The organism is Hydrogenophaga sp. H7 (assembly GCF_002025745.1).
Lineage (GTDB): Bacteria > Pseudomonadota > Gammaproteobacteria > Burkholderiales > Burkholderiaceae_C > Hydrogenophaga > Hydrogenophaga pseudoflava.
Genome location: NZ_MCIC01000019.1, coordinates 171,574 through 185,281, shown reverse-complemented (window position 1 = coordinate 185,281; position 13,708 = coordinate 171,574). Strand labels below are relative to the sequence as shown.

Below are 13,708 nucleotides of genomic sequence, written 5' to 3'. Positions count from 1 at the left end.
CATACGGTCGCATGCAGTTCTCAGATAGCTTTTTGCGACGGTTTGGCGTGTCTGGTGTTTGCGCCATATGAAGTTGGCGCTCGAATCAAATGGCATCGACTCGGCATGGTTGCGAGTTCGCCCCAAAGTCACGACCGAAGTGCTCGCGCTGGCGGCCAGTCTGTTTTTCGCCTTCGCTTGCAACACCGCATTCATCCGCACGGCAACGGCCGACCGTTCGTGGTTGGACACCGGAACCTGGCTGTTCGGCGGTGCGATGCTGTTGTTGCTGACCGCCTTGCATCTCTTCCTGCTGTTACTGGTGTTGCACCAACGCTTCGCCCGGCCGTTGCTGGCGGTGCTGATTGTCGCGACCGCGTTCGCCACCTACTACATGCAGCGCTTCGGCGTCTTTCTGAACCCGAGCATCCTGCGTGCCGTGTTCCGCACCGATGTGGCGGAGGCGGGTGAGCTGTTCAGTTGGGGTATGGTTCCGCACCTGCTGCTGTATGCTCTGGTACCGCTGGCATTGCTCTGGCGGGTGCAGATCACACAACGCACCCTGGCGCGTGCGGTCGTTGTGCGTGCTGCAACAATCGTCGGCGCGTTTGTCTTGCTGATCGGTTCGGTGCTGCTGGTGTTTCAAGATTTCTCGGCGTTGATGCGCAATCAGAAAGACCTGCGCTACCTGATCACGCCGGCGAACGTTCTGTATTCGAGTGGACGCGTTCTGGCCTCCGACACGCACCAGGCCAGCAAGCCGCGGGCGATGGTCGGTACCGATGCGCGACTCGGATCCTCATGGGCTGCGCGCACCCGGCCGGCGTTGGTCGTGATTGCAGTGGGCGAAACGGCGCGCGCAGCGAACTGGGGCCTCAGTGGCTACTCGCGCCAGACGACGCCGGAGTTGGCCCAACTCGGTGTGCTGAACTTTCGCGACGTGACCGCCTGCGGCACCGATACCGAAACGTCGCTACCGTGCATGTTCTCGGCCATTGGCCGCCGCGACTACGACGAAGACCGCATCCGTGGCAGCGAGTCGCTCCTGCACGTGCTCAAGCGCGCGGGCTTCGGCGTGCTTTGGCGAGATAACCAGTCGGGCTGCAAAGGCACCTGCGACGGCCTGCCGCTGCAGCAGATCGATGCGAGCCAACTACCCGAGCTGTGCGCTGACGGGCGCTGCATGGATGAGGCCTTGCTGCGCGGCCTGGACACCGTGGCGCGCGATGCACAGGGCAATCTGGTGATTGTGCTGCACATGCTGGGCAACCATGGGCCGACGTACTTCAAGCGCTACCCCGATGCATTTCGTCGATTCGCACCCACCTGCGACACTGGAGAGTTGCGAAAGTGCAGCCGCGAGGAGATCGTCAATGCCTACGACAACGCCTTGCTTTACACCGACCATATCCTGGCTCGCACCATCGCCTTTCTGAAGGACCGCGAGGCGAGCTTCGATACCGCGATGCTGTACGTGTCGGACCACGGCGAGTCACTGGGAGAAAACGGCCTTTACCTGCACGGGATGCCGTATTCGATAGCGCCCAAGGAGCAGACTCAGGTTCCGATGGTGTGGTGGCTGTCTCCGGGCTTCATGCGCAGCTTCGGCCTCGACGTTGATTGCCTGGCAGCACAGACTGCCAAACCATGGGGACATGACCAGTTGTTCCATTCTGTTCTTGGGCTGCTGCAGGTGGACACCAGCGTCTATGAGCGCGAGCTCGACATCTCCGCCGTGTGTCGACGCTGATGGTGGCGCCCGTGTCACTGCCGGCAGTCTCGCACCAGGCGCAGGGCTCGGCACTGCGCAATGCGGCGACGATCTGCGCCGGCCTCGTATTGTTGGTGGCTTGGGAGATCGGCGGACTCGACCTACCCCTTGCTCGGCTGTACGGCAGCGCGCAGGGCTTCGTTTGGCGTGACCATTGGTTGACAGGTGGTGTCCTTCACAGCGGTGCGCGTGCGTTGGCTTGGGCCTGGTTCGGAGTACTAGTGATAGGCCTGTGGTGGCCATTGGCGTTTGTGCGCGGTCTGTCGCGCCGCGAGCGGGTGTGGTGGTTGGCAACGACGCTGTTGTGCGTGTCCTTGATTCCGCTGCTCAAGCGAACGAGTGCGACAAGTTGCCCGTGGTCGCTGGCCGAGTTCGGCACCGGGCTCGCTCAGTACGTTCCGCATTGGGTGCTGGGTGTCCGAGACGGTGGTCCGGGCGGATGCTTCCCATCAGGCCATGCTTCCTCGGCATTCGCGTTCCTCCCGGGATGGTTCGCGTTGCGCGACCGCTCACCCGTGGCCGCCAAACGGTGGTTGATCGTCACCGTGACCGTGGGGCTGGGGCTCGGCTGGGTACAGATGATGCGCGGTGCGCACTATCTCAGTCACTCGCTTTGGACCGCTTGGGTTTGCTGGACCGTCGCGGTGCTGTCGTTTCACCTCACCCGCTTGTGGCGCACTGCAGCAAGTCCCTCATATCTTGACTTCAGGAAAGCGAACGATGAACTCGATTGACCACCGAGCGGACAACATACTGGCAACACCGGCTGCGAAGTTGAAGAGCTCAGGTGGCCTGGGCCGCCTCTGGCGTGCCTTCGGCTACTCCGCGCGAGGCTTCGCGGCAGCTTGGCGGGTCGAAGCTGCTTTTCGGCAGGAGGTCGTGCTCGGGATTCCGCTGATCCTGATTGCGCTTGCGTGGGCACCGGACCGTTGGCAGGGTCTGTTGCTCATCGCCAGTGTGCTTCAAGTTTGGCTGATCGAACTCATCAACTCCGCCATCGAAGCATTGGCCGACGCCGTGTCCGGAGAAATCCATCCCCTACTCGGCCGCGCAAAGGACATCGGAAGCGCTGCGGTTGCGATTAGCCTAAGTTTGGCAACCGTGGTGTGGGTGACCGTTTTCTGGCCCTGAACCGCGAGTCCGTCAGAGCGCGAGCGGCGCTGGTCTCTTGTTACGACGATGTAAGTTAGGGCAGCTTCGGCCAATGTGTTCCGAGACGGACGAATAGGGAGTCGAAACACCCACCCACAACATTTCAGGACCGAAAACGTGCCGCTACAGACCTGAAGCGCGCCTGAGGCACCTCAACCCGCCACTGTGTGGGTCCGTGTGTCGCACTTCCCAGGCTCGAAAGTTGCGTTCTATGCGCCAGACATGGCGAATACCCGCCCAGGCAGGGCGCGCGGTATTTGCAAACAGTTGCTGCTTCATGGCGCCTCTTTTGTATGGCTGCAAAGCCGCTCGGCGGTGGCCGGCGTGCCCACGTTGACCACTTGAAGCTCTCCGCGCGTGAAGAATGGCTGGCCCATCAGATAGCGCCCAGTGCCGGGAGCAACCCAGGCGATGCGGCAGACCGTCACCGCCCCGGCGCTGGCCTGGAGGGTTGCAACGACGCGATCGGTGGCGGCGTCCACATCGGGCGGTGAGTGGTGCAACAGGCGCCACCGGGTAGCGGTCTGATCGCGCGCCACCCCAACAAAAACCGACGCCGATCCCAGGCGCCAGGGGGTTTCCCACAGCCGCAGGGTCTGCGTCGGCTGCCCCGGTGTGGCAGAGCGTTGGCGCACAAAGGCCAGTTCGTTCATCTGCCGGTCCCAGAACACCGGCCCCAGCGGGGCATCAACGTAGTGGGCACCTTCGCGCAGCAGCCGCAAGAGCTTGGGCAGCGTGGGTGGGTCTGCCGCCTGCCAGCCCGCCTGCTGCAGGCGCGCGCGCAGCGCCGCAGCATCCGCCGCCACCAGCGCCAGACCCAGCGGCTGCTCTGGCGCCCCCAGGGCCGTGGTGGTCCAGCGCGCCGGGGCGGCCTGCAGCGCCTGCGCCAAAGGTTGGTGGATGGCGGTGGGCGTCATGGGTTCGGGCGCTCGACGCGGCGGGCTGTGGACCGGCAGCAAAACCAGAATGCCAGCGCCCGCCAGCAGCGCCAGGCCCCCGGTGGCCCAGCGGCGCCCGACCGACAGAGGCGCCTGCCAGGTCAACAGACCGCGGGCACTGAGCCACTCATTGACGCTCACCCCCACGATCAGCCACATCGTGCCCACCAGGAACCCGGCCCACACATCGCTGAGGTAGTGCACACCCAGCAGGATGCGGCTGAGCCCGATCAGCAGCACCAGCAGCGCGGTCGCAAAGAACAGCCGCACCCGCGCGGTCCAGGTGCGGCTCAGGCGCACCAGCACATAGCCCACAAACGCGTAGAACGCCACCGCCACCGTGGCGTGGCCGCTGGGGAAGGCGTAAGAGGTTTCAGTCAGCACCGCCTCCAGGGGCCGGGGTCGCTGGAAGGTCAGTTTGGCCAGATGCCCGAACAGCGACGCACCCAGCACCGACACCAACAGCCCCGTGATCGCATAGCCCAGGCCCGACCGCCACAGCAGCAGCGCGGTCAAGGCCAGCAGGGCCGCGATCACCGAAGGTGCTCCCAGGTGGGTGAAGGCGGCCACCGGTGCCACCCAGCTGTGCGGGCGCAGCGCGGCCACCAGTTGCGCTGCGGCATGGTCGGTCGAGATGACCGCATCGGAGGTGACGACATCTTCGACGAGGCCGACAAACAGCGCCAGCACGTACACCAGGCTCAACGCCGCCAGGGTCAGGGGCAGGCCCTGGGCATGCGTGCGGTCCACGCGCAGCGCCAGAAAACGTGCCGTGGCCGGGTGCCGATGCTGCCAGCGCCGCACCCACGGGTTGGCCGCCAGCGCGCGCCGCAGCGAACGGCCCAGCGACACCAGCACCCGCCACAGCTTCATGCCCTGGCGCAGCACAAGCCGCTGCAGCCACCACAGCAGCACCCCGAAGACCAGCAGCAGCGCCAAGGCCAGGGCGGCGCGCGACATCCAGGCCTGCGCCAGCCGGATCGAATGCCCGAACAGATAGCCGCCGCCCACCCACTGCAGCCCCCAGCCCACCGCGCCCAGCACATTCCAGAACACAAACGTGCGCTGGCGCATGCCCACCATGCCGGCCACCACCGGCGCCAGTTCCTTGACCGACGGAATGAAGCGCCCGAGGAAAACGCTGCTGGCGCCGTGCCGGTCAAAAAAACCCTGCGCTTTGGCAAAGTGCTCCGGCCCCAGCCCCCACAGCCCGTTCTTGGCCCAGTGGCTGCCATAGCGCTGGCCGAGCCAGAAGTTGAAGTTGTCGCCAACGATCGCGCCCGCGATCGCGAAACACAGCACGCCGGCAAACCCCAGCTGCCCCCCGGCGGACAACGCGCCCAGCAGCAACAGCACCGTCGAGCCGGGCAGCAGCAGGCCCGCGACCAGCACAGTCTCCAGCAAGGCGATGGCAAAGGCCAGCCCGTAGCCCAGCAGGTGATGCTGCTCAATGACGGGCGTCAGCAGGTTCAGGTAGCGGTCCATCGTGTTGGCTCGCTCTCAGGGCTGCGGCGCTGCGCCCGGGGCCAGCGTCAGGCGCACGTTCAGGCCGTGCGGGTAGTGGGTGGCGTCGCGCAGCTCCAGCCGGCCGCCCAGCCGCTGCGCCAGGGTCGAGACGATGGACAGCCCCAGTCCCGAACCCGGTTCCTCGTTGCCCAGCACGCGGTAGAACGGGTCGAGCACGCGTTCGCGTTCGTCGGCGGGGATGCCGGGGCCGTTGTCTTCGACCTCCAGTACCACCTGCCGGGTATCGGCGTGCAGCCGCAGGTCCACCACCCCACCTTCTGGTGTGTAGCGGATCGCGTTGTCCACCACATTGCGCACCAGCGTGAACAAGGCCAGTTCGGGCACCTGTACCTGCGCATCCGGCCCGTCGATCATGCCCAGGTCAACGTTGCGCGCATGCGCCAGCGGCATCAAAGCCTCCAGCACGCGGCGGTAAACGTGCTGCACCGACACCGGCTGTACCGGCTCGTGGCTCACCGCTTGCGCGCGGGCCAGCGTCAGCAACTGATCGAGCAGGTTGCGCCCGCGCTCAATTCCCTGGCGCAACACCTGCAGCCGCTGCCGCGCTTCGTGTGGCAGTTCGGTGGCGGCCAGTCGCTCGGCCTGCAGCGACAGCGCCGTCAAGGGCGAGCACAGCTCGTGCGCGGCGTCGGCCACAAAACGGCGCTGGCTGTCCACGGCCTCGGCCACCCGCGCCAGCAGCCGGTTGATGGCGTTGACAAAGGGCCGAATCTCCGTCGGCAGCTGGGCGTCCTGCAGCGCTTGCAGGTCCTGATCGCTGCGCCCGTCAATGTCGCGGGCCAGCCGCGTGACCGGGCGCAGCAAGCCGTGCACCAGCAGCGTCACCACCAGCAGTAGCACCGGCACCAGCACCAGCAGCGGCAGCACGGTCAGCGCAGCGCTGTTCAAAGCAATGTCGTCGCGCAGCTGGGTCTCTTGCGCCACCACAAACCGCCGGCCATCGGCGAGCGAGGCCACCAGCACGCGGTAGCGGTCGTCGTCCAGCGTCAGGCTGTGCAGGCCATCGGCCAGCGTGGCCGGCAGGCCCAGCGCCCCGGGCGGATGTGGCTGAGCGGCCGTCGGCAGCGCCTGCACCAGCAGGTGCGATTCGAACGCCGACTCCTGGCCATGGGTGCCCTGCACGTTCAGTTGTTGCCATGCGCTGGCAGGTTGCTGCCGGATCAGCGCGGCCACCTGCCGCAGGATGTCGTCCTGCAACTCGTTGGCCTCCCGGAACGCGGTGTAGAACGCCACCGAACCGGCCAGCAGCGCCATCAGCACGATGGCCGCCGACAGGCCCCAGGCCAGGCGCCATTGAATGGAGCGCTTCAGGAGCTCTTGGAAACCATCCATCCTGCACCTCTGACATTTCGAATGACCTCACCGCCCAGCTTCTTGCGCAGGCCGTGGATCAGGAAATCGATCGCATTGCTCTCCACCTCTTCGCCCCAGCCGTAGACGCGGTCTTCCAGTTCGGAGCGCGACAGGATGGCCCCTGGCCGCAACATCAAGGCCTGCAACAAGGCGAACTCCCGGTTGGACAAGACCACCGGCGCACGCCCCTGCGCCGCTGCCTCGTGGGTGGCGGGGTCCAGCGAAAGCTGCGCACCGACGAGCAAGGGTTCCGCCTGGCCCCCTTTGCGACGCAAAACGGCCCGCATACGGGCCAGCAATTCGGACATTTCGAAGGGCTTTAGCACATAGTCGTCGGCGCCGCCATCCAGCCCCTTGATGCGATCCTCCAGCCCATCGCGCGCGGTGATGATCAGCACCGGCACCGGGTTCTGGCGCCCCCGCAGGGCCTGCAGCACCGCCATGCCATCTTTGCCCGGCAGCCCCAGGTCCAGCAGCACCACGTCGTAGTGCTGCGTTGCCAGCGCATCCAGCGCCCGCTGGCCATGGCGCACCCAGTCCACCGCGTACGACTCGTCGCGCAGGGCCGCCTGGATCGCCTGGCCGATCATGGGGTCGTCTTCCACCAGCAGCACGCGCACGCGGTTTCTCCTTCTCGGGTTGTGTGGCCCCGGTACTGGCGCGCCAAGGCGCCGGTACCGGGCAGGTGCCACAAGCCGCCCTGCCGTAGGCACAGGGCGGTTCATGCTCACTCATCGTCGCCTTCGTCAGCGCCGTCGTTCTTGTCGAGCTGGCTAGACAGCACTTTGCCAGTGCCGGCATCGATCTTGACATCGAACACCTTCTGGTCTGCCGTGGCGACCTCGACGTCGAAATACGCGCTGCCCTTTTTGCTCTCCAGCTCGGCCTTGGTGGCCTTGCCGCCAGGGTGCTGCCCCAGCGCGGAGCCCACCGCTTGCTCCAGCGTGATCTGCGCTTTGGCCAGATCGGCATGGGCGTCGTTGGTGGTGGTCGCCTGGCTGGCAAAAGCCAGTCCGCCAGCGGTGGCCAGACCGGCTGCGGCGATGATCATGGAGAGGGTGTTTTTGCGGTTCATGGTGATTTCCTTGGTAGGGTTCGTCGCAGCAAAATCGCTGTCGACGGAATGGATCATGAGCGTGCAGATATAGCGCAGCATTAGGGCAGCGATTGAAGCGTCGCTTGAGCGCTCAGCAGGGTTTTCAGCGCAGCCCGCGCAGCAGCAGCACGGCCAGTGCCAGCGCGCTGAACGCCGCTCCGGTATAGAAGGTGAAGTTCGCGCCCAGCTGGTCCCACAGCAGGCCGGCCAGCACACTGGCCGCCAGCAGCGCCACACCGCTGACCAGGTTGAAAAAGCCGAAAGCCGTTCCGCGCAGATCGTCTGGTGCGGTGTCGGCCACCATGGTCGCCAGCAGGCCCTGCGTCATGCCCATGTGCACGCCCCACAGCGCCACCCCGGCCAGCAGCGTGGCCCAGTGCGTACCGCTGGCCAGCACCAGATCGGCTGCGATCAGCACCGCCAGGCCCAGCGCCAGTAGCGTGCGGTGGTCCATGCGGTCGGCCAGCCGGCCAAAGGGGTAGGCCGATGCGGCATAGACCCCATTCATCGCCACCATCACCAGCGGCACCAGGGCCAGCGGCACGCCGCTTTGCTCGGCGCGCAGCACCAGAAAGGCCTCGCTGAAGCGCGCCAGTGTGAACACCGCGCCCAACCCCACCACCCACCAGTAGGTGCCGCCCAGGCGGCGCAGGTTCTCACGCCGGATCGGGTTGCTGCGCCGCAGGCCTGCGGGGCGCTCGGGCTCGCGCACACCCAGCACCAGCAGCGCCACGGCCAGCAAACCCGGCACCACCGCCACCCAGAACACCGCGCGAAAGTCGTTGGCCCACAGCAGCATCAGGCCGACCGCCAGCAAGGGGCCCAGAAAGGCGCCCACCGTGTCGAGCGACTGGCGAAGGCCGAAAGCGGCCCCGCGCATTGCGGGTGCCGCGAAGTCGGCGACCAGCGCATCGCGCGGAGCGCCGCGCACACCCTTTCCCACGCGGTCGAGCAAGCGCGCTGTCAGCACCAGGCCTATGCCTGGTGCCAGCGCGAACAGCGGTTTGGTCAGCGCACCCAGCGCATAACCGGCTACTGCCAGGCCCTTGCGCCTGCCCCACCAGTCGCTGAGTACGCCAGAGAACACCTTGACGATCAGTGCCGTCGACTCGGCTAGCCCCTCTACCAAGCCTACCACCAGCGCGCTGGCGCCCAGCGTGCCCACCATGAACAGCGGCAGCAGGCTGTGGATCATCTCGGACGAAATGTCCATCAACATGCTGACGAAGCCCAGTACCCAAATGGCGGACGGCAGTTTGGCGGGGTCAGTGCTGTATGGATTCATGCAGGTGTGAGCTCGGTGCAGTTGTCACGCGATCATGCACTTGTCCAGTCGCGCTTTTGTCGTCGGTTGCTCGGTCGGACCGGTGGCGCAGGTACGGAGAGATGCTGAGCGGCCGCATCAAAACCGCTGCTACCCTGTTGTGGGTTGGAGTCGCCCTCCAAGTGTGATTCACAGCTGCGTCTACCGACCGCAGCGGGTCAGGCACAGCCGCTCACCTCGGGCGCGGGAAGTCGTTCTCGAAGCGCGATCAGTCTGGCATGTGTTGAGCGCCCTGTAACGGGGGTGCAGCGGTCGTTCGACCCTTCATCCATGAATGACAGGTGACCATGGTGGCCGACCTTAAGGTCTGCTGGGTCATCGGCAGCAGCCAGCCTGAAGCAGTCATGCTGCCAAACCGCCAAAGGGCTGAGATGGGAATCAACCGAACAGACGGCAGCCCTCAGGGCCCTCCCTTCAGGTCAGGTCCTCGATGCTCAAACCATGCTGACGCATGGTGGTGACGATCTCAACGATTACCGCTTCTCGCTGGGCCAGCCACTGTTCACGCTGGCTCTCACGCTCTCTGGCCTGCCTGCGCTTCTCATCACCATCATCGGCTTGGGCGAAGGCCGCACCCATCTCACTCATCAACTCACGAAAGCGCTGGTCGCCCATCGGTACATTGGGAGGCCTGTGATCGGGTTGAAGGACTTTTCGGTTGCGAAAACTCTTGTCTGCAAATGGCATTTGCGCTGCTGTATGAAGTTCCCGGGCGTTCGATGTTTCATCATAGTCCGCCCATGGCGATCGGCGCCCTCTTCGTCAATCGGAAACCCGCTCACACCACGGGGTACAGCTGCGGCCAGCCCGCAAGCACCATCGTTTGAAGTCATCTCGGTACCAGAGGTCGCGCTCCAAGATTTCCTCCGCGACCAACACAGGAGTCACCTACAAGGTACTGTCCCCGATGTCCCCGACTTGATGCTGTGGATTTCGTTCATCCTAGTTGGGGATGGGCATGCGATTGAAGCGACACCCTCACCGCCCGTTGTGGCGAGCCTGAGGCCTATGAACAGGTGAAGGTGCGCATCGGCGGGATCGATGCACCAGAGAAGGCCCAGCCCTTCGGTCAGCGCTCGCGCCAGGCACTTGCCGATCTGTGTCACCGCGAGACTGCCACGATCAGGTCTACCACAAAGGACAGGTACGGCCGCAAGGTGGCCGATGTGCAGTGCCAGGGACAGGACGTGGGACGTTCGCAGGTGGCCGCCGGGCTGGCCTGGGTGTTCGACAGGTACTCAGATGGTTATGAGGACCTGTACCCGCTGCAGAGAGGCGCCAAGGCGGATCGACGCGGCCTGTGGGCCAACCCGGTTCCGGTGGCACCTTGGGACTGGCGCCAGCAACGCCGTTCTACACCGCAGCCATAGCCTTCATTTCCGCGTTGAGTGACAACAGGCGGGATGCGATCACCTCGCATCGTTGTACGGCTTCCTCAAGACCAAGCGTGCCACTGGAGAGGCCGCAGTAGCGCACTTCCATGTACTGGGCGAAGCTACTTGGGACAGCGCGCGCCTCCACACGAATGGCATCGCTGATGCTGCTGTACACGGATGGCTCCGTGACTTGGCTCCCGTGCGATTGGGCTTCCGCTCTGTACAGACCGGACTGGATCTTGTCGATTAGCAACGTGATGATGCGTGGCTCAGCAGCCGCCATAGTTCTTCCTCCCGCTCTTGGTGATGGTGTAGGTCCCGCCCCTGGGGCCAACGAAGCAGGTCTGGCCACTTGGCGCCGTGAAGCTCGAGTTCGGTACTGGCGCCAACTGGGCGGCTCCCATTGCTTTGCTGCTGGGTCTTGCCGAGTACACCGTCTGCGGCGCGTATGCCCTGGTTCCTATGACAGCGCTCTAGTTCGCAGCCTGCAGACACTCAATCCGTTTGGGTGCACTTTCCAGAAGGCTGCAGGCCTCAAGCAGGATCGCCGGTACCTGGGCAGCTGCAGAGAGCGGCGCAAGCAGCACCAGGCAGATGCCGACCATCTTTGTGTTCATCGTCATCCCCCGTGGTTTGCACTCTAGTTCTTCAGCGCACCGGCGTTTGGCCGGGCCTGTCAACGTTTGCGTTTCCCCCGCTCCGGATCCGGTATCGAGATCAGCATGTGCGCCGGGAACTGCTTCATGAACTCCATGGACTTGGCTGGTGGCGCGCTCAGCCATTCGTCGTACTGGTGCTCGTGCAGGATGACCACCATGCGCTTTTCGTCGCCGGGCTTGTGAAAGTGCTTGAACAGCTCGTGGTCGTCGGCGTTCACCGTGAGCATGGTGAAACTCAGGACATCCTCACCTGAGTCCAACCGCTTGGTGGCCCACAGACCAGCAACACCCATGGGCAAACCGTCCTTGCGCTTGATCTTGGTCGGGATGACCTTCCCACTTCGCCAGTCCGGCTCCACCACCGCCTCGACCGGCACGATGCAGTGCTGCCCCTTGCGCCACGCATCCCTGAAACTCGGCTTCTCCGCCACGGTCTCCGACCTGGCGTTGTAGGTGCGCCGCCCGAAGGCCACCTCCCCGGCCCAGTGCGGCACCAGACCAAAGAGTCCCTGCAGCGCCTCGCGCGGCGGTACGGCGTCGTCGCCCACATCGACGTTCGGATGGCGCCGCACGAAGGGCGCTGAGTAGGTCGGCCAGACGTCCGTGCGCAGGTTGGTCCCTGGCGGCAGCGTCACCCCGAAGTGCAGGCGCAGGCGCTCGGTGTCGGTGCAAGCGTCGTAGTTGGAGCACATGGCCGCATTCTTGCCAGAAACGGTCAACCGGATATACTGTATGCATGAACAGTATTTGCATCAGCTCCGCACCCCAGCCGCTGGCGGCCGTGCCGCTGGTGCTGCCCATGCCCGAGGCCCGTGTTCGGGCCGGGTTTCCCTCGCCTGCTGAGGACTTCGCGGTCAACCGGTTGGACCTGACAGAGATCCTGGTTCCGCACCCCCAGGCATCCTTCTTGATTCGCGTGGCGGGTTCTTCCATGCGGGACATGGGCATCGACGACGGCGACCTGCTGGTGGTGGACCGGGCCCTCAAGGCGGTCCATGGGCATGTGGTGGTCGCTGTGGTGGACGGGGATTTCACCGTCAAGCAGTTGCATCAGCGCGCCGGCCGCATGCGCCTGAAGGCGGCGAACCCCACCTTCCCGGACATCGTGCCCAAGGACGGGCAGACCATCGAGATCTGGGGCGTGGTCACGAGCGGCATCAAGCGGTTCGTTCCCTGAGCGGTCACCGATGCGAGAGGCTCCGCCATGTACGCGCTGGTCGACGGCAACAACTTCTATGTCTCCTGCGAACGGGTGTTCCGGCCCAGCCTGAACGGGCGTCCGGTCGTGGTGCTGTCGAACAACGACGGGTGCGCCATCTCTCGCAGCAACGAAGCCAAGGACCTGGGCATCAAGATGGCCGCGCCCTGGTTCAAGATTCGCCACCTCGAAGAGTCGGCCGGTCTGGTGGCGCTGTCGGCCAACTTCGTGCTGTACGGAGACATGAGCGACCGCATGATGACCCTGGCGGCGGGCCTGGGGCCGACCCAGGAGATCTACTCCATCGACGAGAGCTTCATCGGCCTGCATGGCGTGCGCGGTGACCTGGTGGCGCGTGGCCGCAAGGTGCGCGAGCGCATCCTGCAGTGGACGGGCATCCCGACCTGCATCGGCATGGCGCCCACCAAGACGCTGGCCAAGCTGGCCAACCACATCGCCAAGACCGCCGAGCGCAAGCCAGGCAGCTACCCCAAAGAGCTGGCCCAGGTGTTCAACCTGGCCGCCCTGCCCGCCCAGGACCTGGACGATGTGCTGCAGGCGACCGACGTGGGGGATGTCTGGGGAGTGGGTCCGCGGATCTCCGAACAACTCAGGGAAGGCGGCATCCGCACGGTGCTGGACCTGACGCGGATGGACCCGGCCACTGCGCGAAGGGGTTGGAGCGTGACCCTGGAGAAGACGGTGCGGGAGCTGCAGGGCCAGCCGTGCATCGATCTGGACGATGCACCGGGCCCCAAGCAGCAGATCGCCTGCACACGCTCGTTTGGCAAGCCAGTTCACCAGCTCGCACCGCTGATCGAGGCCGTGAGCGAGTTTGCAGCGCGGGCCGCTGAAAAGCTGCGCAAGCAGAACTGCCTGGCCACCGAGCTGCTGGTGTTCATGCACACCTCACCCTACCGCCCTGGGCCCCAGTGCTCGCGCAGTGTGGTGGTGCCACTGCGAAGACCGACCGACGACACCCTGGCGCTGTCCAAGGCCGCGGCCGCTGGCATGCGGTTCATGTACGTGGCCGGCTACCAGTTCATCAAGGCCGGGGTGATCCTGGTCGACCTGCAGCCGGCCAGCGTGCAACAGAGGGAGCTGGACCTGGGCGACCCGAACGAGCCGCCGGCCACACGTGATCGCTCTCGGCTCATGGCGGCTATGGACTTGATCAACACCCGGTTCGGGAAAGGCACGGTGCACTCCGGTGGCACCGGCAACCCGGGAACGAATCGGGTGTGGACGATGAAGCAGGAGCGCAGGACGCCGGCCTACACCACCTGCTTGGCCGACGTGCCAGTGGCGAGGGCGTAGACAAAGAAGCTTGAACCT

Annotated in this window: 14 protein-coding genes; 6 read left to right on the top strand and 8 right to left on the bottom strand. The window is 65.2% G+C overall.

The window, feature by feature from the left end:
- Positions 1-67 precede the first annotated feature (67 nt).
- From BC358_RS20485 to BC358_RS20475, 3 genes are read left to right on the top strand one after another with little or no spacing between them, the layout of a single operon-like run.
- Positions 68-1,729, top strand: coding sequence for a phosphoethanolamine transferase (locus BC358_RS20485; RefSeq protein ID WP_079367241.1), 1,662 nt, complete (start codon positions 68-70; stop codon positions 1,727-1,729).
- An 11-nt stretch (positions 1,730-1,740) separates the two neighbouring features.
- The gene (locus BC358_RS20480; protein WP_243721734.1) at positions 1,741-2,484 is read left to right on the top strand and encodes a phosphatase PAP2 family protein; all 744 of its coding nucleotides are present in this window, start codon (positions 1,741-1,743) and stop codon (positions 2,482-2,484) included.
- Positions 2,471-2,881 (top strand): diacylglycerol kinase, encoded by a 411-nt coding sequence (locus BC358_RS20475; RefSeq protein WP_079367239.1) that lies wholly within the window; start codon positions 2,471-2,473, stop codon positions 2,879-2,881. The genes BC358_RS20480 and BC358_RS20475 overlap by 14 nt, the downstream gene beginning before the upstream one ends.
- Positions 2,882-3,177: 296 nt before the next feature.
- Here the strand turns inward: BC358_RS20475 and BC358_RS20470 are convergent, their stop codons facing one another.
- The 6 genes from BC358_RS20470 to BC358_RS20445 all read right to left on the bottom strand — a co-directional run bounded on the left by BC358_RS20470 (position 3,178) and on the right by BC358_RS20445 (position 9,755).
- A complete protein-coding gene (locus BC358_RS20470; protein WP_079367238.1) occupies positions 3,178-5,325 on the bottom strand; it encodes a bifunctional DedA family/phosphatase PAP2 family protein in 2,148 nt (715 codons plus the stop codon).
- 15 nt (positions 5,326-5,340) lie between these two features.
- A complete protein-coding gene (locus tag BC358_RS20465; RefSeq protein WP_079367237.1) occupies positions 5,341-6,699 on the bottom strand; it encodes an ATP-binding protein in 1,359 nt (452 codons plus the stop codon).
- Positions 6,675-7,340 (bottom strand): response regulator transcription factor, encoded by a 666-nt coding sequence (locus tag BC358_RS20460; protein ID WP_079367236.1) that lies wholly within the window; start codon positions 7,338-7,340, stop codon positions 6,675-6,677. Before BC358_RS20460 ends, BC358_RS20465 begins: the two co-directional genes overlap by 25 nt.
- Before the next feature lie 107 nt (positions 7,341-7,447).
- Complete coding sequence (locus tag BC358_RS20455) at positions 7,448-7,876, bottom strand: PepSY domain-containing protein (RefSeq protein ID WP_243721735.1); 429 nt, start codon at positions 7,874-7,876, stop codon at positions 7,448-7,450.
- Between the two features lie 43 nt (positions 7,877-7,919).
- Positions 7,920-9,101 (bottom strand): MFS transporter, encoded by a 1,182-nt coding sequence (locus tag BC358_RS20450; protein WP_079367235.1) that lies wholly within the window; start codon positions 9,099-9,101, stop codon positions 7,920-7,922.
- Between the two features lie 453 nt (positions 9,102-9,554).
- Positions 9,555-9,755 (bottom strand): hypothetical protein, encoded by a 201-nt coding sequence (locus BC358_RS20445; protein ID WP_079367234.1) that lies wholly within the window; start codon positions 9,753-9,755, stop codon positions 9,555-9,557.
- A 401-nt stretch (positions 9,756-10,156) separates the two neighbouring features.
- Here BC358_RS20445 and BC358_RS20440 point away from each other — a divergent pair, with 401 nt between their 5' ends.
- Complete coding sequence (locus tag BC358_RS20440) at positions 10,157-10,510, top strand: thermonuclease family protein (protein ID WP_079367233.1); 354 nt, start codon at positions 10,157-10,159, stop codon at positions 10,508-10,510.
- On the opposite strand, the gene BC358_RS22010 is transcribed toward BC358_RS20440, so the two are convergent.
- Entirely contained in the window at positions 10,494-10,691 is a 198-nt protein-coding gene (locus BC358_RS22010) for a hypothetical protein (protein WP_143434385.1), read from the bottom strand. The two genes, BC358_RS20440 and BC358_RS22010, sit on opposite strands and share 17 nt — an antisense overlap.
- A 501-nt stretch (positions 10,692-11,192) precedes the next feature.
- On the bottom strand, positions 11,193-11,867 hold the full coding sequence (locus tag BC358_RS20430) for an SOS response-associated peptidase (RefSeq protein WP_079367231.1): 675 nt from the start codon (positions 11,865-11,867) through the stop codon (positions 11,193-11,195).
- Positions 11,868-11,911: 44 nt separating this feature from the next.
- On the opposite strand from BC358_RS20430, the gene BC358_RS20425 reads away from it, so the two are divergent.
- Together BC358_RS20425 and BC358_RS20420 are read left to right on the top strand one after the other, a co-directional pair.
- Positions 11,912-12,352, top strand: a complete 441-nt coding sequence (locus tag BC358_RS20425) for a LexA family transcriptional regulator (protein ID WP_143434384.1) — start codon at positions 11,912-11,914, stop codon at positions 12,350-12,352.
- 27 nt (positions 12,353-12,379) lie between these two features.
- Positions 12,380-13,690: a Y-family DNA polymerase gene (locus tag BC358_RS20420; RefSeq protein WP_079367230.1), complete on the top strand. Its 1,311-nt coding sequence runs from the start codon at positions 12,380-12,382 to the stop codon at positions 13,688-13,690.
- Positions 13,691-13,708: the final 18 nt, after the last annotated feature.

What these genes read in the sequence shown, in the direction of transcription:
- BC358_RS20470 (WP_079367238.1), bottom strand. Translation starts at nt 5,325, where the DNA reads ATGGACCGCTACCTGAACCTGCTGACGCCCGTCATTGAGCAGCATCAC.
- BC358_RS20450 (WP_079367235.1), bottom strand. Translation starts at nt 9,101, where the DNA reads ATGAATCCATACAGCACTGACCCCGCCAAACTGCCGTCCGCCATTTGG.
- BC358_RS20445 (WP_079367234.1), bottom strand. Translation starts at nt 9,755, where the DNA reads ATGGGCGACCAGCGCTTTCGTGAGTTGATGAGTGAGATGGGTGCGGCC.
- BC358_RS20455 (WP_243721735.1), bottom strand. Translation starts at nt 7,876, where the DNA reads ATGCTGCGCTATATCTGCACGCTCATGATCCATTCCGTCGACAGCGAT.
- BC358_RS20465 (WP_079367237.1), bottom strand. Translation starts at nt 6,699, where the DNA reads ATGGATGGTTTCCAAGAGCTCCTGAAGCGCTCCATTCAATGGCGCCTG.
- BC358_RS20485 (WP_079367241.1), top strand. Translation starts at nt 68, where the DNA reads ATGAAGTTGGCGCTCGAATCAAATGGCATCGACTCGGCATGGTTGCGA.
- BC358_RS20420 (WP_079367230.1), top strand. Translation starts at nt 12,380, where the DNA reads ATGTACGCGCTGGTCGACGGCAACAACTTCTATGTCTCCTGCGAACGG.
- BC358_RS20430 (WP_079367231.1), bottom strand. Translation starts at nt 11,867, where the DNA reads ATGTGCTCCAACTACGACGCTTGCACCGACACCGAGCGCCTGCGCCTG.
- BC358_RS20425 (WP_143434384.1), top strand. Translation starts at nt 11,912, where the DNA reads ATGAACAGTATTTGCATCAGCTCCGCACCCCAGCCGCTGGCGGCCGTG.
- BC358_RS20475 (WP_079367239.1), top strand. Translation starts at nt 2,471, where the DNA reads ATGAACTCGATTGACCACCGAGCGGACAACATACTGGCAACACCGGCT.